The organism is Exiguobacterium sp., assembly GCF_020832205.1.
GTDB lineage: Bacteria > Bacillota > Bacilli > Exiguobacteriales > Exiguobacteriaceae > Exiguobacterium.
This window is the reverse complement of sequence record NZ_JAFIFD010000049.1, coordinates 42,032-63,131: the sequence shown is the minus strand read 5'-3', so window position 1 is coordinate 63,131 and position 21,100 is coordinate 42,032. Positions and strand designations below refer to the sequence as shown.

The 21,100-nt window shown below is 52.1% G+C and carries 22 protein-coding genes; 6 read left to right on the top strand and 16 right to left on the bottom strand.

What is annotated here, in order from left to right; all coding sequences use genetic code 11:
• Window position 1 precedes the first annotated feature (1 nt).
• The 8 genes from JJU47_RS13490 to JJU47_RS13455 form a co-directional block, all read right to left on the bottom strand.
• Complete coding sequence (locus JJU47_RS13490) at window positions 2-454, bottom strand: WapI family immunity protein (RefSeq protein ID WP_228620396.1); 453 nt, start codon at window positions 452-454, stop codon at window positions 2-4.
• Between the two features lie 2 nt (window positions 455-456).
• Window positions 457-951: a hypothetical protein gene (locus JJU47_RS13485; RefSeq protein ID WP_228620394.1), complete on the bottom strand. Its 495-nt coding sequence runs from the start codon at window positions 949-951 to the stop codon at window positions 457-459.
• A 97-nt stretch (window positions 952-1,048) separates the two neighbouring features.
• A complete protein-coding gene (locus tag JJU47_RS13480) occupies window positions 1,049-2,401 on the bottom strand; it encodes a GH1 family beta-glucosidase (protein ID WP_228620392.1) in 1,353 nt (450 codons plus the stop codon).
• A 21-nt stretch (window positions 2,402-2,422) separates the two neighbouring features.
• Window positions 2,423-3,349, bottom strand: coding sequence for a carbohydrate ABC transporter permease (locus tag JJU47_RS13475; protein WP_228620390.1), 927 nt, complete (start codon window positions 3,347-3,349; stop codon window positions 2,423-2,425).
• Window positions 3,350-3,352: 3 nt separating this feature from the next.
• Window positions 3,353-4,252, bottom strand: coding sequence for a carbohydrate ABC transporter permease (locus tag JJU47_RS13470; protein WP_228620387.1), 900 nt, complete (start codon window positions 4,250-4,252; stop codon window positions 3,353-3,355).
• Between the two features lie 65 nt (window positions 4,253-4,317).
• The gene (locus JJU47_RS13465; protein WP_228620385.1) at window positions 4,318-5,631 is read right to left on the bottom strand and encodes an ABC transporter substrate-binding protein; all 1,314 of its coding nucleotides are present in this window, start codon (window positions 5,629-5,631) and stop codon (window positions 4,318-4,320) included.
• A 200-nt stretch (window positions 5,632-5,831) separates the two neighbouring features.
• Window positions 5,832-6,845, bottom strand: coding sequence for a LacI family DNA-binding transcriptional regulator (locus JJU47_RS13460; RefSeq protein WP_228620383.1), 1,014 nt, complete (start codon window positions 6,843-6,845; stop codon window positions 5,832-5,834).
• A 146-nt stretch (window positions 6,846-6,991) separates the two neighbouring features.
• On the bottom strand, window positions 6,992-7,864 hold the full coding sequence (locus JJU47_RS13455; protein ID WP_228620381.1) for a TetR/AcrR family transcriptional regulator: 873 nt from the start codon (window positions 7,862-7,864) through the stop codon (window positions 6,992-6,994).
• Window positions 7,865-8,017: 153 nt separating this feature from the next.
• On the opposite strand from JJU47_RS13455, the gene JJU47_RS13450 reads away from it, so the two are divergent.
• Window positions 8,018-9,511, top strand: coding sequence for a DHA2 family efflux MFS transporter permease subunit (locus JJU47_RS13450; protein ID WP_228620379.1), 1,494 nt, complete (start codon window positions 8,018-8,020; stop codon window positions 9,509-9,511).
• Between the two features lie 35 nt (window positions 9,512-9,546).
• Here JJU47_RS13450 and JJU47_RS13445 read toward each other — a convergent pair whose 3' ends face one another.
• On the bottom strand, window positions 9,547-9,993 hold the full coding sequence (locus JJU47_RS13445; protein WP_228620376.1) for a hypothetical protein: 447 nt from the start codon (window positions 9,991-9,993) through the stop codon (window positions 9,547-9,549).
• 131 nt (window positions 9,994-10,124) lie between these two features.
• Between JJU47_RS13445 and JJU47_RS13440 the strand changes: the two genes are divergently transcribed.
• Window positions 10,125-10,742 (top strand): glucosaminidase domain-containing protein, encoded by a 618-nt coding sequence (locus tag JJU47_RS13440; protein ID WP_228620374.1) that lies wholly within the window; start codon window positions 10,125-10,127, stop codon window positions 10,740-10,742.
• A 193-nt stretch (window positions 10,743-10,935) separates the two neighbouring features.
• Entirely contained in the window at window positions 10,936-11,547 is a 612-nt protein-coding gene (locus JJU47_RS13435; RefSeq protein WP_228620372.1) for an SAM-dependent methyltransferase, read from the top strand.
• Window positions 11,548-11,562: 15 nt separating this feature from the next.
• On the opposite strand, the gene JJU47_RS13430 is transcribed toward JJU47_RS13435, so the two are convergent.
• The gene (locus tag JJU47_RS13430) at window positions 11,563-12,576 is read right to left on the bottom strand and encodes an ABC transporter permease (protein WP_228620370.1); all 1,014 of its coding nucleotides are present in this window, start codon (window positions 12,574-12,576) and stop codon (window positions 11,563-11,565) included.
• Window positions 12,569-13,297 (bottom strand): ABC transporter ATP-binding protein, encoded by a 729-nt coding sequence (locus tag JJU47_RS13425; RefSeq protein ID WP_228620368.1) that lies wholly within the window; start codon window positions 13,295-13,297, stop codon window positions 12,569-12,571. The genes JJU47_RS13430 and JJU47_RS13425 overlap by 8 nt, the downstream gene beginning before the upstream one ends.
• Window positions 13,298-13,468: 171 nt before the next feature.
• Here JJU47_RS13425 and JJU47_RS13420 point away from each other — a divergent pair, with 171 nt between their 5' ends.
• Window positions 13,469-14,068 carry a TetR/AcrR family transcriptional regulator gene (locus tag JJU47_RS13420; protein WP_228620366.1) on the top strand — a complete coding sequence of 200 codons (600 nt, stop codon included), beginning with the start codon at window positions 13,469-13,471 and terminating at the stop codon, window positions 14,066-14,068.
• A 12-nt stretch (window positions 14,069-14,080) separates the two neighbouring features.
• Here JJU47_RS13420 and JJU47_RS13415 read toward each other — a convergent pair whose 3' ends face one another.
• The 5 genes from JJU47_RS13415 to JJU47_RS13395 are packed head-to-tail and all read right to left on the bottom strand — an operon-like array spanning window position 14,081 to window position 18,542.
• The gene (locus JJU47_RS13415; protein ID WP_228620364.1) at window positions 14,081-15,385 is read right to left on the bottom strand and encodes a HAMP domain-containing sensor histidine kinase; all 1,305 of its coding nucleotides are present in this window, start codon (window positions 15,383-15,385) and stop codon (window positions 14,081-14,083) included.
• On the bottom strand, window positions 15,382-16,056 hold the full coding sequence (locus JJU47_RS13410; protein WP_047374236.1) for a response regulator transcription factor: 675 nt from the start codon (window positions 16,054-16,056) through the stop codon (window positions 15,382-15,384). The genes JJU47_RS13415 and JJU47_RS13410 overlap by 4 nt, the downstream gene beginning before the upstream one ends.
• A 16-nt stretch (window positions 16,057-16,072) precedes the next feature.
• On the bottom strand, window positions 16,073-17,224 hold the full coding sequence (locus tag JJU47_RS13405; RefSeq protein WP_228620362.1) for an ABC transporter permease: 1,152 nt from the start codon (window positions 17,222-17,224) through the stop codon (window positions 16,073-16,075).
• A complete protein-coding gene (locus JJU47_RS13400; RefSeq protein ID WP_228620360.1) occupies window positions 17,221-17,907 on the bottom strand; it encodes an ABC transporter ATP-binding protein in 687 nt (228 codons plus the stop codon). Before JJU47_RS13400 ends, JJU47_RS13405 begins: the two co-directional genes overlap by 4 nt.
• Window positions 17,904-18,542, bottom strand: coding sequence for an efflux RND transporter periplasmic adaptor subunit (locus tag JJU47_RS13395; RefSeq protein WP_228620358.1), 639 nt, complete (start codon window positions 18,540-18,542; stop codon window positions 17,904-17,906). The genes JJU47_RS13400 and JJU47_RS13395 overlap by 4 nt, the downstream gene beginning before the upstream one ends.
• Before the next feature lie 209 nt (window positions 18,543-18,751).
• Between JJU47_RS13395 and JJU47_RS13390 the strand changes: the two genes are divergently transcribed.
• Together JJU47_RS13390 and JJU47_RS13385 are read left to right on the top strand one after the other, a co-directional pair.
• Window positions 18,752-20,254: a phytoene desaturase family protein gene (locus tag JJU47_RS13390; protein ID WP_228620356.1), complete on the top strand. Its 1,503-nt coding sequence runs from the start codon at window positions 18,752-18,754 to the stop codon at window positions 20,252-20,254.
• A gap of 116 nt (window positions 20,255-20,370) precedes the next feature.
• Window positions 20,371-21,096: a hypothetical protein gene (locus JJU47_RS13385; RefSeq protein ID WP_228620354.1), complete on the top strand. Its 726-nt coding sequence runs from the start codon at window positions 20,371-20,373 to the stop codon at window positions 21,094-21,096.
• Window positions 21,097-21,100 lie beyond the last annotated feature (4 nt).

Genomic DNA, 21,100 nt, shown 5'->3' with positions numbered 1-21,100 from the left:
TCTATTCAATCTCTCGAACGGGAAACTCATTCGCAATCTCCCGTAACCCCTGCAAGAACTGCTCCACTTTCAAGACCGACGTCTCGAATTCAAAATCGAGCTCTTCTGTCTCGTCCCCGAGCGGGTGTTCGAGATGACCTCGCACGTTCACTTCATCCCCGCCCCCGTCTCGTCGCGTCAACGTCAAGCTGACGAACGGTTCCGTCGGTTCGAACGCGACTTCTTGCACACCGCCGGCCACGAACGATTCGAACACCGGTATGTAGTGCGCGACGAGCAGACTGTCGAGCATGATGTCATCGAACGTGATGCGATGCTCCGGGGCGTGGAATCCGACCCAGTTACGATGCCACGCCGCATCATGGACGTTGTCGGCGTCTTGGTACGCATAGGCATAGCTCTCGATCGAGATGTCGGTCGTTCCGTCACGCGACTCTAGCTTTGTGAGCGCCATCGTCAACCGTCCTTCCTGAGCGAATAGCCATCGATCTCCAAGAGACGCATCCGTTTCTGATCGACGGCTGCGTGGACGATGACCGTCACCCCCGGGTTGAGTTCCATCATCTTCTTGATTTTCGTCAAGTCGTCCCCTTTGATTTCGACCGGCAAAACGAACTCGCCTTCTTTCAAATGAACGAATTTGATTTTTCCTTTATCGTCATAGCCTGTCACTTCGTACGTCGCATACTCGCGTTTCATCAACATCTCTCCTTCTTTCGAATCCATCTCGATTCCAAGTTCACGAATCGCCCGCTCGCGTTTAATACGCTCATCACGTTCGAACACGCCTTTTAAACCGAAGACGAGCACGAAACAGGAGAAGAAGACGACAGCGAATTCTCGGTACAACATACCGTACACCATCCCAAAGATGAACCCGTTGAGCGTCCACATGAGAAGTGCTGTCGTCCAACGGTCTTCGTTGCGCTCCTCGTCCGTCCTGTAGTCCAACGCCATCGCCTCCTCTCCTCTTTACTTCATACGTTCCCCCCTTGAATAAGTTCCACACAAAAAAGCCCATCCCCGTAGCGGCAGGGATGGGCGATTCTTATGCTTCGACGCTGTCTGCGTGTTTGGCTTTATGGTCGGCGATGACGCCTGCGTACCATTTCGCGCTGTCTTTCCAGACACGCTCTTGCGTCTCGAAGTCGATGTAGAGAATGCCGAAGCGCTTCTCGTAACCGAAGCTCCATTCGAAGTTGTCCATGAGCGACCAGAGATAGTATCCGGCGATGTTCATGCCTTCGTCGTTCAAGTCAGATACGGCTGTGAGGTGCTTTTTGACGTAGTCGATGCGTTTATCGTCATGGACTTCGCCGTTCTCGAGCACGTCGTCATACGCTGCGCCGTTTTCTGTGATGATGATTGGAAGGTCGGTATACTCGTTACGTAAGCGACGGATCAGGTCTTTGAATTCGTTCGGGGCGATATCCCAGCCCATGCCCGTCTTGTCGTAATCGGAGTACGCCGCCACTGTCATGAAGTCGTTTGCCGCGCTGAACTCGACGAGTCCGCGGCTGTAGAAGTTGATGCCGAAGAAGTCACACTCTGTCGAGATCGTCTCCATGTCACCCGGTTTGATGAAATCATACGAGTGCACGTATTTCGAGAACAAGTTCATCATGTCGACCGGATACTGGCCTTTGAACACTGGATCGAGGAACCAACGATTCGAATAGCCGTCCGAGTTGTTTTGCGCGAGACGATCGTTAGCCGAGTCCGTCTTCGCGTAAACTGGCGACAAGTTGAGCGTGATGCCGATTGGCGTCGTCGACTTCAACTCTTGTTTCAACAGTTCGACCGCTTTCCCGTGCGACAGAAGCATATGGTGCACGGCGCGGACCGCCTCGTTCATGTCCCGGTGTCCCGGGGCGTGAACGCCGACATGGTAGCCGAGGAATCCGGCGCACCATGGCTCGTTGTGTGTGATCCATGAGTCGACGATGCCGTCGAGCTCATCGAAACACACTTTCGCGTAGTCGAGGAACCAATCAACCGAGTCACGGTTCACCCAGCCGCCTTCTTCGTGTGCCCACATCGGGAGGTCCCAATGATAGAGCGTGACAGCCGGTTTGATGCCTTCTTCACGGAGACGCGTTGCGAGCGTCTTGTAGAACGCCATCCCAGCCGGGTTGAACTCACCCTTTGCCGGGAAGATGCGCGGCCAAGCGATCGAGAAACGATATGTGTCGACACCGAGCTTTTTGATGTGTTGAATGTCTTCTTCGAAACGATGGTAGTGATCGCAAGCGACGTCACCGTTGTGCTTCTCGAAGACACGTCCGTCGATGTCACAGAACATGTCCCAAATCGACGGCGTCCGACCGTCTTCGTTGTGCGCGCCTTCGATTTGATACGAAGACGTGGCAGTTCCGAAGACGAAGTCTTTATTAAATTGCATAGTGTTTTCCTCTTTTCTCTATTATTCTTTGACCGCGCCAGCCGAGATACTGCTGACGATATACTTCGACATGAACAAGAAGGCGATCATGATCGGCACGACTGAGATGGCGATACCGAGATACAAAGCACCGAGGTTTTCGGCGACTTGCGACCCTTTCAAGAAGCCCATGAGAACCGGAAGCGTGTACTTCTCCGGTGAGAACAAGAGCACGAGCGGCATCAAGTAGTTGTTCCATGAGCCGATGAACGTGAAGATCGACATCGTCGCGACAGCCGGCATCATCATCGGGAGTGCGATTGTGTGGAAGATGCGCAATTCGCTCGCTCCATCAATCCGAGCCGCTTCGATCATACTGATGTGAAGCGTCGCCTGGGTATACTGCCGGATGAAGAAGACGACGAACGGGCTTGCAATCGACGGGATGATGAGCGGGATGAACGAGTCGAGAATCCCGAGCGTCTTAGAGATCTCGTAGAAACCGATGAGTCCGAGTTGTCCCGGTACCATCATCATGACGAGCATGAAGATGAACAAAATGTTTTTGCCTTTGAAGTCATAGAAGGCGAAACCGAACGCTGTCATCGCCGAGAAGTAACCAGAGAGCAACGTGACGAGCACGGCGATGATCAAACTGTTTTTGAAGCCTGTCCAGATGTTGATGTAGTCGCTCAAAATCGCGTAGTTATCGATGAGCGCCGTACCCGGGAGGAGCGAGAAGCCTGACATGATCTCCCCGTTCGTCCGTGTCGCGTTGACGAGCATCATGAGAAACGGGATGAAACAGATGATTGTCAGGATGATCAAGCCCGTGTAGATGACTCCACGGCTAAAGAATTTTTTCTTCTGCTTTTGTTTCGGTGGTTCCACTCTGAGCGGTTTTTCCTCACGCGGTGGCTGCACTTCGCTGTCGGCGAGCATACGCCGTGATTCTGCATTCTGTTCCATTGCTTATGCTCCCTTCTGCGCAGCGCGTTCTTTACGGAACATGCCTTTGAAGACGACCGCCGAGAAGACGAGCGTGATCAAGAACAAGCCGTAAGCGACCGCTGCCGCATAGCCGTAGTTGTTATACTTGAACGCCTGGTTGTACAGGTAAAGTACCATCGTGTTAAGCGATCCGTCTGGTGCACCGATCCCGTCCGTCAAGAGAAGCGGAAGGTCGAACAATTGAAGTCCGCCGATGAGCGACGTGATCATGATGTACAAGAGAATCGGTTTGAGTAATGGCAACGTGACATACGTAAACATTTGCCAACGGTTCGCGCCATCGATATGGGCGGCTTCGAAGAAGTCTTTTGAGATACCCGATACGCCGGCCATGACGATGATGAACGAGTGACCGAACCACATCCATGTCAAAATGAGTGAGACGGACAGTTGTGCCGTCACCGGTTGCGATAGCCAGTTGATTGGGTCTGAGATGATCCCGAGTTTCAAGAGCATCATGTTGAGTGAACCGTGCTGCCAGTCAAGCAAAATTCCGAACAAGAGCGCGACCGAACTGATCGTGATCAAGTTTGGCAGGTAGAAGAATGAACGGAAGAACGCGAGGCCCTTCAATTTCAACCGAAGATCGGAGAACAAGAGTGCAAGAAGCAAAGCAAGACCAATCTGTAAGGCGAAGTTTACTCCCCAAATCTTGATCGTATTGACGAACGCCTCGATGAAGAACGTATCCGTCAACAGTCGCGCATAGTTCGCGAAGCCGACGATTTCTTCTCCTGGGCTGCCGGTATAGTTCGTAAAGCTGTAATACAGGGTCAAGAAGACCGGATAAATACTGAATGTCAAAAAGACGACCCAAAACGGGGCAATAAAGGCATAGCCATAGCGGTCTAGTTTTTTCACGTCGTGTTACTCCTTCCATAGCAACCCTCAGGGGGGAGGGTCTTCCCCCCAAGGATTAGCTGGCCTCAGTCAACTTGGATGTCTGGGTAAGCGTTTTTCGCTTGTTTTTTAAATTCTGCAATCGCTTCGTCTTTCGTCTTCTTGCCTTCCACGTATTGGAGGACTGACGCACCGTAAAGCGTGTCGAGCTGTTGGTCGTATTTCGTGACGATTCCTGGTGTGATTTCATCCGCTTGTCCGAGGAAGAACTCGTAGTTGTTCTGTCCGCCGAGGAACTCGTCGCTGAAGTCGTCTTTGATTTTGTCTGTTACTGGTTTGAAGGCAAGAACGTCGCCTGTCTCTTCAGCCCAGTCCGTCAAGAACTCTTCGTCTTGTGTCATGAGTTTGACGAAGTCGTAAGCGGCTTCTTTGTTTTTCGATCCTTCGTACACGCCGAGCCATGTGCCGCCCCAGAAGTACGGGCTTGGACCGTTCGTGACTGCCCAGTCGCCGGCTGTGTCTTTCGCGCTGTCTTTCAAGACGCTGTGAAGGCCCCAAGTTGGGAGGACGTATGAGAAGACTTGTGTTTCTGTCTCTGTGCCGCCTTCTTTAACTTTGATTGGTTTCGACATACCTTCGAACCAAGATGGTGACCATTCAGGAGCAAGTGCCGTGTACTGCTTGTCACGAAGCTCTTTCGCGTAGTCCATGTAGTTGATCTTGTCTTCTGTCAACACGAGTTCGTTGTTTTCGTTTACCCATGCTTCTGGGTTCGCGCCTTGTGAGAACCAACGGATCGCGCCTTCGTCTGGGAACATTTTGTAGCCTTTTTCTTTCATCTTCTCAGCTACTTCGAAGACACCTTCCATCGAGCTCATCATATCGCCGATTTCAGCTGGGTCATCCGTGCCGAGTACTTCTTTTGCTAAGCTACGTTTGTAGTAGACGCCACCTGGTGTCGTTTGCCATGAAAGGGCGCGCACATTGCCGTCTGAGTCTTTCCCGAGATCGAATACGTATGGGATGTAGTCGTCTGCGATTTCGTTGACGTTGTATGGGTCTTCCGAGAGGTTTTCCCAATAGCCTGCGTCCACCCATTGTTTGAGGAAGGCGATTTCACCTGTGAACACGTCAGGTGCTCCGACGCCGCTCTCGAGTGCCGGCTTAAGTTTTGTCGGGTAGTCAGCGATTGGAACGATCGTCAACTCGACTTTCACGCCGTTGCGCTCTTCGTATGTTTTGATTGGCTCTTTCAATTCATCTGTGAATGACCAAACTTTAAGGACATCGTCTTTTGAACCTGAGTTCGATCCTGATGTGCCGCCTTCGCTGTCTGAGCAACCGCTCAAGACGCCGACTGATAGTGCACCGATTGAAAGTAAGCTGACTAATTTACGCATGTGTGAGTCCCATCCTTTTAAAGTTTTTTAGAAAGCGTTTGCAAGAAGAGGTAAATAATTGTCGAAAGCGCTTTCGGTTTTGTCGAAATAAATAATCGAAAGCGGTTTCGATTTTGGCGGAATGATGTTTCGAAATCGCTCTCTTCTCTCCATTCCGTTGAAGGGAACAGAGCGACTTCGAAAGATCAATCGGAACTACTTTAGTTGTTCACCGGCGCGCATGACGCCCGTTCAATCAGTTTGACCGGAATGACGCGACGTTCTGTCCGTCGCTCCTTGGCGGTCATTTGCTCAATCAACAACTCTGCCGCTGCTTCGCCGATCTCATCCGTATCTTGGCGGATCGTCGTCAACTTTGGCGTGATGTACTTGATCATCTCGATGTCGTCGTAACCGATGACCGAAATGTCTTCTGGCACGCGAAGTCCTCGTTCATGGATCGCTTCGATGGCGCCGATTGCCATTTGGTCGCCCGCGACGAATACCGCGGTCGGACGTGACTCGAGGTCGAGCAGTTTTTCCATCGCTTGCTTCCCTTCTTCGACAGAGAAGAAGCCGGCGTTGACCAAGTAACCTGGCTCGATCGGAAGGCCGAGCGCACCCATGGCAAGCTCGTATCCTTTAACGCGTGCCGCACCCGCATCAATCGTCTGATCACCAGCGATATGGGCGATGTGGCGGTGTCCGAGGTCGTGCAAGTAGTTCACGGCAAGGCGGGCCCCTTCGGTGTTGTCGGAATAGACGACGCTGCAGTTAGCGCTGTCCATGTCGACGACGACGATTGGGATGTCACTTTGCATGAGCTCTTGAACTTGCTCATCCATCCGGTCCGAACAAATGACGACAATGCCGTCGACGGCCCGGTGTTTGAAGTGCTCGAGATAACTCATGTCACGGTTGCGAAGGTTACGCGAGGCGAAGATCAAATCGTAGCCTTGCTCCTCCGTAGCGTGACGGAAACTTTCAATGATGCCGTTGAAGAACGGATGTTTCATTCCGACTTCGTTCGCTTCCGAAAACATGACCCCGATCGCCCACGATTTTTTCGTCGATAACGACTGCGCGTGTGCGTTCGGCAGATAGTCCATCTCGGCCGCGGCTTTCAAAATCTTGGCTCTCGTCTTCTCGCTCACGTCCTTGTAGTTGTTCAACGCTTTAGAGACGGTCGTGATGGAGAAGCCGGTTTTCTTTGCTAAATCATAGATCGTACCCATGTTAGTCTCCTCTTCCCGAAAGCGCTTTCGGTACTTTGATTGTAGCGCATGAATTTGTAGGAATCAATTCTTTTTCGTGGAATATTTTGCGATAAATTTTAATGACGTCTTTCTTCTATATTACTGCATCTGGAAACTTTTTGTCTTTAGTGTGTCCGTGTATACAACCAGACGAGATTCGTGAATTTTTGGACTTCGGTCTCGCCGGCCACCCCTTTAAACAGCCGTTGGAACGGCTTCAATAATTGCTCTAACACGATTTTTCGCAATCGTGGTTGCTGAAGCTCGTATGTGATCGCCTCGAACAGATCGGCTTGCTCCTCGGTCATCTTCAAATGTTCGCGAATCCGCTCGGCCATCTCGATCAACTCCTCGATCGTCACAAGGTTTTTATCGGTCGTCCCCCGCATTTGATCGACGGTGACCGGGTTCAAAATATGGTCTCCCGTCTCGACCATCCGAGCCGCCATCAACTCGAGGTGCCCGTACAAGTTACGGATCAGTTTTTGAATCGAATAGGCGGTGTTCGTGATGCGCAACGTGAACAAGGTATGTTGCAACATTCCATTAAATAGAATCGTCAATTCAATCGAATAAGGGCGAATCTCTTCCCCGATGATTTCAGTCAAGCGCATGGCGAGCCACTCGATCTCATAGACGCGGTGCTGCAAGACGAGCTTCTTCAATTCGGGCTCGTTCGCCGACATGATCGACTCGAACAACGCATACAAATTCCGCTCCTCGTTCAATTGAATGAGAATCGAAATCTGCTCGATGAAGACGTCTTTGTCTCGTTTGTCCCGTCCCATCTGCATCTCGATCCGCCGCTGTCCGGCGTCATACCGTAAATTTTCGAGAATGTTGGCGACACAGTCCGTTTTCGAGGCGAAATAATTATAAAACGTCCCTTTCGAGATGTGGGCCCGTTCAATGATTTCTTGGACCGACGTCTGCTGCACCCCGTTCTCGATGAACAAGGTCATGGCGACATCGGCAACTTTTCGTTTCTTGTCTTTCATATGCGAATGCTCCGTTCTGCTTGTTTAATAGGATAAGTATATCATTTTGAACTCATAGTACAAAATGGTTGATTTATTTATACGCTGGGTATAAAATCATCACATCGACACTTACTAGTATATAACTATTCAGAACATAAAGGAGCAAGTCTTATGAAACCAGAATTTCAAAAAAAACCGCCGTATCTCATGCTTGCGGTCCTGTTCGTCGGAGCGTTCATCGCCTTCTTGAACAACTCGTTATTGAACGTCGCGCTGCCCTCGATCATGGTCGACTTGGAGATTGCCGACTACTCGACCGTTCAGTGGCTCGCGACCGGCTTTATGCTCGTGACGGGCGTTCTCGTTCCGGCATCGGCCTACTTAATCACGCGCTTCTCGAACCGAGCGCTCTTCATCACCTCGATGGCAATTTTCGCCCTCGGGACGGCGATTGCCGCCTTCTCTCCAACATTCGGCTGGTTGCTCTCAGGGCGGATGATTCAAGCGGTCGGTGCCTCGACGATGGGACCGCTCTTGATGAACGTCATGCTCGTCAGTTTCCCCCGTGAGAAGCGCGGGACAGCGATGGGAATTTTCGGTCTCGTCATGATTTCGGCGCCGGCAATCGGACCGACATTGTCGGGTTACATCGTCGAGTATTATGACTGGCGCGTCTTGTTCGAGATGATTCTCCCACTCGCCATTATCGGTCTCGGCCTCGCGATTTGGAAAGCAGAAAACGTCATGGTGCAAAACAAAGAACAATCGCTCGACTACTTGTCGCTCGTCTTATCGACGCTCGGGTTTGGCGGCGTCTTGTATGGGGTCAGTTCGGCTAGCTCGGACGGCTGGAGCAATCCGATTGTCTTGACGACCATCGTTGTCGGGTTCGTCGCGCTGATCGCGTTCGTCATCCGTCAGCTCAATATGGAGAAACCGCTCCTCGACCTACGAGCATATAAATACCCGATGTTCGCGCTCGCATCGATTATCGCCATCGTCAACGCCGTCGCCATGTTCTCCGGTATGATTTTGACACCGGCGTACGTCCAAAGCGTCCGTGGCATCTCGCCGCTCGACTCGGGACTCATGCTTCTCCCAGGTGCCATCATCATGGGAGTCATGTCGCCAATCACCGGGAAACTGTTCGACAAGTTCGGACCAAAATTACTATCGCTTATAGGTCTCACAATCACAGCAATCTCGACGTACATGCTCGCGAACGTCCAGCTCGATTCGACGTACACATATATCGTTACGACTTACACGTTACGCATGTTCGGGATGTCGATGGTCATGATGCCCATCATGACTAACGGTCTCAACCAGCTGCCAACGCATCTCAACCCGCACGGCACGGCCATCAACAACACGGCCCAACAAGTGTCCGGCGCGATTGGGACAGCCGTCCTCGTCACCATTATGAACTCGGTGACACGCACGGAGGCCGAATCACTCATGACCGGCGTCGACCCAGCGACACTCACAGAGAGTGCGATGGGTGCGTTGACACAGCAAGCGCTGCTGTCAGGAATTCAAGTTTCGTTCTATGTGGCACTCGGGATGAACATTTTAGCGCTCATCTTGGCGTTCTTCGTGAAGCGGGTCGATGTGAAAAAACTCGACTTCAAGGAAGAAGATCAAGAACTTAAAAAAGCAAATTAATGCAGTCGAAAAGCCGCCCGGTAGGACGGCTTTTCTCATGGATTCAAAAACCGCATATCGTCACGGCTCGGTTGTTCGGCATCAATCTCTTGGATTTTTTGCTCGTAATAGCGGGCCGTCCACGATTGTAATCCGACGACGACCCCAAGTACGACAAGGATGTACAGTTGCCGTTCCTGTTGAAACAAACCATAGATGGCGAGCGCGCCGAACATCGCTTGAATGCCTCGCAAGACATACTGCCGAGGAATCAGACGTTTCACACCTTCTTCTTTTGTCAGCTGTTGCAAAAATCGACTCTCTTTCCAGTCCATATACGTCAACGCCGCGAGCGCCACGAAAAAACCGATCAAGTACCCAACGGACCCGTTCATCAAAAACAGGGCGAACGACATCCCGACCGCGATGACGGTCGTGACGTGCAATGGCATCCATTTCTTTTGATAGGCTACAATTCGCCTCATTCGTTGCTGTTTTTCCATTCCCATCACCTCGCTACTTTGTACGACGGTTGATTGGATTTAGTTCCCTTTTTCTTTAAATTTAATATTCTGACTACAAATTATATGGTATTATTTTCATAGTTTGTTTAATCGTTTAGGAGGAATGGATGATGAAAAACTGGCTCGTCACTTGTTTGACCGTCGCGTTACTTATACTCTCGTCTTTCACATCGATGTCATCAGCAGAAGCTTCGTCAAATAAAGAGAACCGTGCAATCATGGGTTCTTCCTCTGTGACGCCGCAACAGATGGCCGACTTCGTGAAACGGAAAAATCCGAATAACGTCCGGCTTCAAGGCGTGACGGTTGAGGAGCTGGCGAAACTGTTCGTCATCATCGGCGCGAAAGAAGGTGTCCGCGGTGATGTCGCGTTCGCACAAGCATTGAAAGAGACCGGATATTTCAGCTACAAAGGCGACGTACTGCCGAGACAACATAATTACTCAGGCATCGGCACGGTCGGTAAAGGAGCGAAAGGCCATTTCTTCCGTTCTCCGCACCAAGGGGTGACGGCACAGATTCAACATCTGAAGGCGTACGCCTCAAAAGACGACTTGAACATGACACGCGTCGACCCGCGCTTCCATTACGTGAAACGAGGATCGGCGACGACGTGGCCGGCGCTCCATCGTAAATGGGCGATGCAGCCAAAAGGCAACTACGGCACCGAAATCTTATCCATCTATCGGGAGATGGAACGGACACAGCTTCGTGTCGCCAAAAAATGACATGACATATAGGGGTGAAAGATAGTGACTTGCAATCAAGTACGATTGTTCAGCGGACTCGCGCTTCTCGTAGCGGGCGTCGCTTTACTTCTCAAACGTTAAGCATCCGGGCATCTGCTCAGATGCTTTTTTTGTTCCGACTCCCTACATCAGATATGATGAAAGAAAGACGCTGCCTAAGGAGGACATCACCATGTCATGGGATCAACGGTTCGATACAGAAGAATACGTATACGGGGAACAGCCGAACGAGTTTTTACGACATCAAGGTCATCTTTTAAACGACGGAATGAAAGTGCTCGCCATTGCCGAAGGGGAAGGCCGAAACGCCGTCTGGCTCGCTGAACAAGGGCTCCATGTCGACATGTGGGACTATTCACGTGTCGGTCTCGAGAAAGCCGAACGTTTAGCGGCGCGGCGCGGGATCACGCTCACGACACACCTTGTCGATTTGGCGGTAGCGGACTGGCCGGCTCAATCGTATGACGTCATCGTCTGTATTTTCGGGCACTTCCCGAAAGACGTGCAAACCGCCGTGTTGAAAGGGGTGACGCGTGCGTTGAAACCAAGAGGAATTTTCATGACCGAGGTGTATAGCGAGGCGCAACTCGAACTTGGGACCGGCGGACCGAAAAATCAGGCACTCCTCTACACGCCAGACGACTTCGAACTCCTTGCCGACTCACTCGAAACTCTTCACTTTTTCGATGAGGTCGTGGAACGACAGGAAGGACGGCTCCATCAAGGACCGTCCGCTGTCATTCAATATATTGGGCAAAAACGAGCCGAATCACGCGACATGTGATTCGGCTTATTTTTATCAATGCCCTCGGTACTTCCCGAGCGCGCGCATGTTCAATAAGTAGAGCACGCCCGCATAGATGACGAGTCCGAGTAAATGCGGCCAAATCCCTGAAAAGCCGCTCCCGTACACCATCACCTCTTTGATGGCGGTCGCCCCATAAAAGATCGGCATGACGTAACTCAAGTTACCGAGTCCGTACGGGATAAGATCGAGCGGGATGAGTCCGGAGAAGAACACTTGCGGGATAATCGTGAACGGGATCATCTGGACGACTTGAAGTTCGGAGCGGGCGAACACGGAAATCGTCGCCCCGAACAAGACAGCCGTTCCCGCCATGAGCAGCATCGCCAACATGACCCACGCCATATTACCGATGGAGCTCAACCCGAGCACGTAAATCGTATAGAGCACGATAATCACCGACTGTATGACGGCGAAAACACCGTAGCCGAGCGTGTAGCCTAGGATGACTTGTCCCCGCTTGATTGGCGTCATGAGGAGACGCTCGAGCGTCCCTCCGCTCCGTTCCTTCACGAGCGCCATCGCCGACAAGATAAAGACGAAGAAGAACGAGAACAGGGATAAGAACACGTAACCGAACGAGTCGAACGTCGACTGTCCTTCTTCCCCGTATACATAATTCATCTCGATATCGGCCTCCGGATTCAACGCCGACAGCGTCGCTTGAATCTCCCGTACCGCCTTCGAGGATTTCGTCGACGGTTCACGGAGCGTGATCGTCGTCCCAGCCTGCGTCGCTTCGAACACCGCATCGACGTCTTGATTGTCCTCTAAATATCCGAACGGATCGTCGACCGTATCCAAACGGACGTCGAGCGCCTCGGCCTCGAACGCCTCGACGAGTTGCGTTTGGGCAGATTCATCGAGTACGACGACCGGCACGTAATCCGAGTCCCCGAGCAGAAAGTAGACGAGCGTCAAGATTAGGAGCGGTGCAATCAAGATCAAGGCGACGCTCCGCTTGTCGTTCAGCGTCTGGAAGATGACTCGTTTCGCCAAGTTACGCATGACCCACACCGCCTTCTCGTCCGGCGATGAGGAACAGCTCTTCGACCCGCCCGTTCTCCGTCTCGTCTAATAAGTGCGGGACGGTGTCGTAGGCGATCAAGCGCCCGTTATAGATGAGCGCGGCCCGGTCACACTCGAGCACCTCGTCCATGACGTGCGTCGAGACGATGAGCGTCGTCCCGCTCGCTCGGATCGTCTGAAACTGATCCCAAATCTGCCGGCGCAAAATCGGGTCGATGCCGACAGTCGGCTCGTCTAAAAACAAGACGTCCGGCTGATGCAGGATGGCGATTGCGAGCGAGAGACGTTTTTTCATCCCGCCCGAGAAGTTGCGGACAAGTTTCTTCCGGTCGGCCGTCAAATCGACGAGCTTGAGCACTTCCGTGATGCGCGCTTGGAGCTTCGTCTTGCCGAGCTTGTAGATCGCACCGAAGAACTCAAGGTTCGCCTCGGCCGACAAGTCATCGTACAGCCCGTCGTTTTGCGGCATGAAGCCGATTGTATGAAGCATCTCCATGCTCGGCATGGCCGTCTCCCCGAGCTGGATCGTTCCGTGATCTGCTTTCAATGCACCAATCATGAGCCGGATGAGCGTCGTCTTCCCGGACCCCGATGGCCCGAGCAGGCAACAGATGTCGCCTGAATTGATGGTGAAGCCGACGTGGTCGATGGCCAATTGGTCACCGAACGATTTGCTGACGCCGTTCAGTTGAATGTCCATAACGATTCTCCTTTTCGATGCCTTGTTCATGTACACTTGACTAACAGACACCGTGTTGGTTTATAGGTTCAGTATAGACCTCGCCTGACTACCCAACAATCGGCAATATCGGTCATCGTGTCGGTTATCAGACAGTTCGCACGCATGTGTTGGATAAAGGAGAAAAAACAGATGGGACATGAAGATTTACGTATCAAGCGAACGAAACAATTAATCAAGACGGCCTTTTTGGACTTGATTGACGAGCACGGATTCGAGGCGGTCACGGTGAAAGCCCTCACCGAACGGGCTGGCATTAACCGTGGCACGTTCTACAGCCATTATGTGGATAAATTTGATTTGATGGAGAAGTTGATTGAAGTCATTTTTCACGAGGCCGAGCAGAAACTGATCAAACAGATTCCACGCGTCTTCGGTGACGAGCGTGGACCAGCCGCTCATGAACTGCTCGTCCCGTTCATTCAATTTATCGAAGAAAACAAAATCTTGATGAAACCCCTCCTCGGACCAAACGGGGACCCGCAGTTCCAGGCAAGACTCCGGTCGTATATGCACGCAGCGTTGTTTCAACGGTCGCCAACAGTCTTTTTCGACGAGACGAAGTCGCTCGTGCCAGCCGATTATCTCGTTTCGTATATCTCATCAGCTCATATGGGGGTCATTTATGAATGGTTGTATAACGACCGTCCGGAAACCGCCGATGACATCGCCCGCATCATCTATACGATTACTTTCAAAGGACCGTTGACGGCAGGCGGTCTGAAACCATAAAAAAAGACAGGCTCAGACCCTGTCTTTTCGAAGTGGCAGCGTGACGGTCACGGTCGTTCCAACGTGTACTTCACTCGCCACCTGAATTTGTCCTTGATGCAAGGCAACGATTTTCTGAACAATGGCCATACCGAGCCCCGATCCGCCTTGATGTCTCGAAGGATCTGCTTGGTAGAACCGTTCGTAAATCCGGCTCACTTGGTCCGGCGTCATGCCTTCCCCTTCGTCTTGAATCTCACATACGATTGCATCGGCCGTCTGGCTCAAATGGACGCGCAATCTTCCTTCCTCATGGCTATGGGTGATCGCGTTTTGAAGCAAGTTCATCCACACTTGTTGTAGTAGACCTGCATCTCCAAGCATATCCACTTCGTTTAATTCCACAGCCCATTTCAATCGTTTTTGGTTCGATTCCCGCTCGAACGAGAGCATGCTCTCCCGGAGCTGTTCCGTGAGAGAGAACGAGGTGACATCTAATCCGACGACGGTATGGTCGAGCTTGGACAATCGCAATAAATCTCGTGATAATCGCGACAGCCGCTTCCCTTCACGCTCAATCATTAACGCATAATGGATTCGCTTTTCTGACGCCACGTCTTTCTTCAACATCGTCGCATACCCTAAAATTGAAGCGACCGGTGTTTTGAACTCGTGGGCCATGACAGACGTGAGCTCTTCGTTTTTCGCTTCATTCGTCTCGAGCGCCTCTGCCATTTGATTGAACTGTTGGGCGAGCTTGCCGATTTCGTCATCGCTCGAGTCGTTCACCCGGACGGTCAAGTCGCCCGTCGCGACGTGATTGACTGCTTCCGTCACGCGATCGATGCGCCGCGTCATGAGCCGGACAGCGAATAAGATCAATAGGCTCGAGACGAGTGCCGTCAGCAAGAGCGTCTGGAGTGATACGTCACGGAAGATCGAGATCGGGTTCTCGTCTGCATTCGGCGCGAGCGTCACGATTGTATCGTCGAGTAAAAACGCGACTTCCGGCAAACGCTCGGTGCGCGCGATCGATTCTCCCCGTTCAAGACGGGTACGTTCCGCCACTGTCCAACTAGAGCGTTCGTACCGTTCCGTCCGTGTCACGAGTGTCGCATCGGAAAACAAATCGACTGCCTCTTCGGCGCTGAGCCCATATTGTTCAGACGCCCGGACCATGCTGTCCGCACGTTCAACGAGCATCGCTTCGACTTGTGTCGTGAGCGTGTTGAATTGGAAGGTTAAAAACAACGTCAGCGTCAAGAGGACCGGAATGAGTAACAATCCGAAGAAAATGACGATAAAACGACCGTAAATCGAGCTAAAGAATCGCTTCATTCGCTCAACTCCAACCGGTAGCCAAGTCCCCATATCGTATTGATTTGGAACGCCGTCACATGCTTCAAGCGGCTGCGGAGCCGATTCACATGCACGTCAATCGTCCGCGTATCGCTTTCCGTGTCGTAGCCCCAAATCCGATCGAGCAATTGCTGACGGGTGAACACTTGATTCAAATGAGTCGCCATGTAGTAGAGTAGCTCAAACTCTTTACGCGGCAACTCAATCGTCTCCTCCGGCGTCTTCAACGTGAGCGCCGTCTCGTCGAGCAAACAGTCCTTCAGCTGAATCTGATGGTTACGATGGATGTTCGCCCGACGAAGGAGGGCTTCAAGCCGGAGTTCTAGTTCTTCGAGGTCAACCGGTTTAACGAGATAATCGTCCGCTCCCGCTCGAAACCCCTTCTTTTTATCCGAAATCATCTCAAGTGCCGTCAACATAAGAATCGGCATCGAGTAGCCGGCGCCGCGCAGCTGCTCGGTCAACTCACGCCCGTCAAGACGTGGCATCATGATGTCCGTGACGATGACGTCGATTGGTTCGTTGTCGAGGTAATCAAGTGCCTCCTCCCCATCCTTTGCGTGAAGGACGTGATAGCCCGCCGTCGTCAAATATTCGGCTAACAGCCCCCCGAGCGTCGGGTCGTCTTCTACGAGCAGTAACGTGACCATGATCATCCTTCTTTCTTCATGCGTTTCGCAACGCTTCAATTGGTTGTAAGTTCGAGGCTTTCCGGGCTGGAATATAGCCAAAGATGACGCCGATGACGACCGAGAGGCCCAGGGCAAGCCCGACTGTTGTAGCAGCAAGGGTGAACGGGACACCCATCACCATCGTCAAACCGAGCGCGAGAATTGCTCCGAATAGGACACCGACGACGCCACCTAAGACAGAAAGCAAGACCGACTCGAATAAGAACTGTTGACGAATCTTGCCTGGCGTCGCGCCGAGCGCTTTCCGTAACCCGATCTCACTCGTTCGTTCCGTCACGGAGACGAGCATCATGTTCATGATCCCGATGCCTCCGACGAATAACGAAATCGAGGCAATTCCAATCAATAGCATGCTGAGTAGCGCATTGATTTGGTCGATTGAGGCGAGCGCGTCTTCGAAACTCGTCACGGTAAACGCGTCACGTCCGTTGAACGCCGTCGTCAATTGCCGTGTCACTTCTTCGTTCACGGATTCCGATTGACCTGCTTCCGTGTATAAGTCAAACGAAGCGATGGTGTTTTGGTGAAATTGATGGAGAGCCGTCGTGACAGGAATGACGACCGCGTCATCCGTCGACATCGAAAACTCAGACGACGGAGCGAGCGTGCCGATAATCGTGTATCGGGCGCCACCGATCGTCATCGTCTCCCCGAGCGGTGAAGTTGTCGGGAACGCATTTTTCGCAAGCGTATCCCCAATCAAAGCGACCTGCGTCCGACTCGTGACGTCGAGTGGAGTGATACTCCGCCCATCCGCGACCGTAGAGTCGGTAAAATAAGCGTCGCTCTTTCCGAGCACCGTTTTCATCGCGGTCTGGTTAGAGAACGAGACGTCGACGGATTGGGTCGTTGTCGGCGAGATGGACTCGACTCCCTCAATCGCTTCGAGCCGTTCAAGCTCCGCGCTACTGACACCATTCTTCATCCCATCTTCGATTTGAACGGTCATCCGGTCTGCCCCGAACGTCGCGACTTCTTCATTGATGGAGTCGGTGACCCCGGTGATGACCGTCATCAACGTAATGATGGACGCCGTCCCGATAACAATCCCGAGAATCGTCAAAAACGATCGCATCTTATGGCTGATGACCGTTAACCAGGCCATGCGTATATTTTCTCGAATCATCGCACCCGTTCCTCCTTTTCAATGCGGCCATCGCGCACATGGACGATGCGCGTCGCTTCTTTTGCGATGTCGATGTCGTGTGTGATCATAATGATGGTTTTTCCTTCTGCATGTAACTCGTGAAACAGTTCAATAATTTGACGACCGTTCGCTTGGTCGAGCGCGCCGGTCGGTTCGTCGGCGAGCAGCAAGGACGGGTTCGTCACGAGCGCTCGGGCGATGGCGACGCGTTGTTGCTGCCCACCCGACAGCTGGTTCGGAAAATGGTCCAGCTTGTCTTCGAGACCGACACGCGCCAGCATCTCGCTCGTTCGCTTAAGTCGATCCGTTTTTGAGAGACGCTGATAGATCAACGGGAGTTCGACATTCGCGCGAGCGGATAAGCGCGGCAACAAGTTGAACTGTTGAAAGATGAACCCGATTTGTTTGTTTCGAAACAGCGACAGCTCTGCTTCCGATAGACCGGTCACATCTTTTTGTCCGAATCGATAGCGCCCGCTCGTATAGCCATCCAAACAGCCGAGTATGTTCATGAGCGTCGACTTGCCTGAACCGGATGGCCCGAGGATGGCGACGAATTCACCTTCCTTCACTTCAAGGTCGATTTCGTTTAAGACGGTCTGCACGTTGTCGCCCGAGCCGTACGTTTTCGTGAGCGACTGCACGTCGATAAGCGTACTCATTGGCCACCTCCGATTCGTGGAGGCATGATTCCGCCGCCTGTCGCTTCATCGAGTAACAACACACGATCCGCCTCCAATCCATCCTTCACTTCGACACGGCTTCCATCAGTGATCCCGAGCTCGACTTGTTGCTTTACTGGACCATCCTCGCCTTCGATATAGACGTAGGCGTCTTCGTTCTCGAACGTAATGCTGTCGAGCGATAACGTCTTCGTGTTTTCGACTCGTTCCGCGACGATGATCCCTTCAAGCGTCATCCCGTTGCGCAAACCGTCTGTCTCATTCAAGTCGACGTTCATCGCATAACGCGCGGATGCACCTGGCATCGTCATCGCTTCCGCTTCATCGGCAATCGTATCAATCGTCCCCTCGAGTTCAAGGTCAAGCGCACTCACATAGACGGTGAGCGTACCGCCTTCCTCGACTTTTCCAAGATCTCGCTCATCGACGAAGAGTCGGCCCGTAGCCGCTTCCGCATCGATGACTTGTCCGGTGAACGAATATTGATTCTCGATCGTCTCGACCGACACGTTTTCTGTTTTATAGTTTGTTGCTTGCGGCATGAACGCGACACCTGCTCCGAGTGTGATGACGAGAACGACCGCACCGAGTACCCATTTCCATGTTTTCTTCATTCTGTTGTTCCTCCTTTTGATGATAGCCTTAGGATAAACAGAAGATGTAAACAAAGTTTAAACGGCATAATTGTTCTGCCAATGTGCTGAAAACGAATGTTCAGAAGTGTGCGTGCAGGGAATAAAGGCAATAGTGGCAAATGAATCAAATAGGAATAAAAACTTCAGCAAGCGTTTCATAAATCATGTCGGAAAGAGGCGGTACGTGTATGCAAAACGTGAACAAGTCAGTGATTGTCATCGGTGGCGGGCTAGGTGGGATTTCGGCAGCCATCTCGCTCAAACAAAAAGGCTATGACGTGGCTTTATATGAAAAGAACGACCATATCGGAGGGAAAGTGAACCGGCTCGAGCAAGACGGGTTCGGATTCGACCTCGGTCCGTCGATTTTGACGATGCCGCAAATTTTCGAGAAGTTGTTCACCGGGAGCGGCAAACGGATGGAAGACTACGTGCCGATCAAGCGGTTAGACCTCGAATGGCGTTCGTTCTTCCCGGACGGCACGGTACTCGATCTGTATCACGACCTCGATGTGATGGCGAGCGCGAACCCGTCGCTCTCGAAGAAAGATATCAACGAGTATCGCAAGCTGTTAAACTACGCTAAGCGCATTTATAACACGACGGAGCGCAGTTACTTAAAAGAAGGATTCGAGTCGCCGCTCGAGGCGGTCACACAAATCGGTCCGCTCGCGACGCTCATGGGCTTCGATTTGGCGTCGACGATGTACAGCGCCATCTCGAAACGAATCAGCAACCCGCACCTGCGGACGATGCTGTCGTATTACGTCAAATATGTCGGGTCGTCGCCCTATAGCGCCCCTGCCGTCCTCAACATGATGATTTACATGCAACACGCGCAAGGGTGCTGGTACGTCGAAGGCGGGACGCATAAACTCGCCGAAGGCTTGACGACACTCGCCGAAGAGATCGGCGTGAAGCTAAACACCGGGCAAGGCGTCGTCCGGGCCCATACGCTCAACGGGAAAATCTCGGCCATCGAACTCGAGGACGGACGGCTCCGTTCCGCCGATTACTACGTCTCGAACATGGAAGTCATCCCGTTCTATCAAAAGATGGTCGATGTCGAAAAGGCGTTCGTCGACAAGCTCGTCGATAAATACGAACCGGCCAGCTCCGGCTTCGTGCTCCATCTCGGCGTCAAAAAAGAATACCCGGCACTCGCACATCACAACTTCTTCTTCTCAGAAAACTTGCAGGAACAGATGGAGAAGATTTTTGACAGACACGAGTTGCCAGATGACCCGACCATCTATTTGGTGAACGTCAACAAGACCGATCCGACCCAAGCACCGGCGGGACATGAGAACATCAAAATCTTGCCGCACATCCCGTACATTCAAGAAAACCCGTTCACCGAAGCCGACTACGCGGCGTTTGAAGAACGGGTGCTCGATAAGCTCGAACGGATGGGTATGGATGGCCTGCGAGACAATATCGTCACCCGGAACGTCTGGACCCCGCACGACATCGAGCGGATGTACGGATCGGACCGCGGTGCGATTTATGGCACCGTGTCGGACAAGAACCAGAACGGCGGGTTCAAACATAAAAAGCAAAGTGAGCTGTATGAGAACCTCTACTTCGTCGGCGGTACGGTCAACCCGGGCAGCGGGATGCCGATGGTCACGCTCAGCGGCCAGCAAGTGAGCGACAAAATCGCGAAGCGTGATGGTGTGATGACACGTTAATCAAGCCAAACCCCCTTTGGAACAGATTGTGCTGTTCCAAAGGGGGTTTTTTGAAACTTTTTACATTTAACAAACGTATAACTTGTTAAAATCTTGTAATGACAATGAGGTGTCTTATGCATCAGATTTCAAGTTATTTCTTTATGTACATCAAAATCGTCCTAACGGATAAAGTCCCGTTCGTGTTGACGATGGGCATCCCGCTTGGCATCGCCCTCTTGTATAGCCCGCCGGACGTTCGAACGATGGCCGCGTCGGATTACGCCACGTACTTGTCTTACTTTTGGGCATACATCATCCTCGCGACATACTTGAACGGAATCGCCCTCGAGCTCGCCCGGATGCGGGAGTATGGCCTCATGAAGACGTACGTCATGATTTCAGGCAACAAGTATACATACATACTGGCCATCTTGTTGACCCAACTCGTATTCGTCTCCGTGAGTTTGTCGCTCTTCACGATTGTCGTCACGCTCGTCCACGGCCAGTTCGCGTTTAGCTATCTCGTCGCCCCGCTTATGCTCTTACTCGGGAGTATCCCGTTCGCGCTCGGTAGCGTCGCGTTCACGCTTCTCCCAGTCAAAGTATCAAGCTTGATGCGATTCGCGAACCTGCTCGCCTATCCGTTGTTCTATTTGGCAATCAAACAACCCGACGTCTGGTTCGGTTATGCGAACCCGTTTTACGCATTACTCCAACTATCGCTTGCCATCGTCCATACCGTCGCCCGAGTCGATGTGTCGTTCAATCTTATGATGACTCTACTCGCCCTCGTTGGTTACGTATCTGTCGGGCTATTCGCCATCAGGCGCTTCAATCTCGTCTCATCGGTCACACGCTAGGAGG

Coding starts and splice junctions, on each gene's coding strand:
- JJU47_RS13490 (WP_228620396.1), bottom strand. CDS start 454: ATGGCGCTCACAAAGCTAGAGTCGCGTGACGGAACGACCGACATCTCG.
- JJU47_RS13480 (WP_228620392.1), bottom strand. CDS start 2,401: ATGCAATTTAATAAAGACTTCGTCTTCGGAACTGCCACGTCTTCGTAT.
- JJU47_RS13475 (WP_228620390.1), bottom strand. CDS start 3,349: ATGGAACAGAATGCAGAATCACGGCGTATGCTCGCCGACAGCGAAGTG.
- JJU47_RS13465 (WP_228620385.1), bottom strand. CDS start 5,631: ATGCGTAAATTAGTCAGCTTACTTTCAATCGGTGCACTATCAGTCGGC.
- JJU47_RS13460 (WP_228620383.1), bottom strand. CDS start 6,845: ATGGGTACGATCTATGATTTAGCAAAGAAAACCGGCTTCTCCATCACG.
- JJU47_RS13455 (WP_228620381.1), bottom strand. CDS start 7,864: ATGAAAGACAAGAAACGAAAAGTTGCCGATGTCGCCATGACCTTGTTC.
- JJU47_RS13450 (WP_228620379.1), top strand. CDS start 8,018: ATGAAACCAGAATTTCAAAAAAAACCGCCGTATCTCATGCTTGCGGTC.
- JJU47_RS13445 (WP_228620376.1), bottom strand. CDS start 9,993: ATGGAAAAACAGCAACGAATGAGGCGAATTGTAGCCTATCAAAAGAAA.
- JJU47_RS13440 (WP_228620374.1), top strand. CDS start 10,125: ATGAAAAACTGGCTCGTCACTTGTTTGACCGTCGCGTTACTTATACTC.
- JJU47_RS13435 (WP_228620372.1), top strand. CDS start 10,936: ATGTCATGGGATCAACGGTTCGATACAGAAGAATACGTATACGGGGAA.
- JJU47_RS13430 (WP_228620370.1), bottom strand. CDS start 12,576: ATGCGTAACTTGGCGAAACGAGTCATCTTCCAGACGCTGAACGACAAG.
- JJU47_RS13425 (WP_228620368.1), bottom strand. CDS start 13,297: ATGGACATTCAACTGAACGGCGTCAGCAAATCGTTCGGTGACCAATTG.
- JJU47_RS13420 (WP_228620366.1), top strand. CDS start 13,469: ATGGGACATGAAGATTTACGTATCAAGCGAACGAAACAATTAATCAAG.
- JJU47_RS13415 (WP_228620364.1), bottom strand. CDS start 15,385: ATGAAGCGATTCTTTAGCTCGATTTACGGTCGTTTTATCGTCATTTTC.
- JJU47_RS13410 (WP_047374236.1), bottom strand. CDS start 16,056: ATGGTCACGTTACTGCTCGTAGAAGACGACCCGACGCTCGGGGGGCTG.
- JJU47_RS13405 (WP_228620362.1), bottom strand. CDS start 17,224: ATGATTCGAGAAAATATACGCATGGCCTGGTTAACGGTCATCAGCCAT.
- JJU47_RS13400 (WP_228620360.1), bottom strand. CDS start 17,907: ATGAGTACGCTTATCGACGTGCAGTCGCTCACGAAAACGTACGGCTCG.
- JJU47_RS13395 (WP_228620358.1), bottom strand. CDS start 18,542: ATGAAGAAAACATGGAAATGGGTACTCGGTGCGGTCGTTCTCGTCATC.
- JJU47_RS13390 (WP_228620356.1), top strand. CDS start 18,752: ATGCAAAACGTGAACAAGTCAGTGATTGTCATCGGTGGCGGGCTAGGT.
- JJU47_RS13385 (WP_228620354.1), top strand. CDS start 20,371: ATGCATCAGATTTCAAGTTATTTCTTTATGTACATCAAAATCGTCCTA.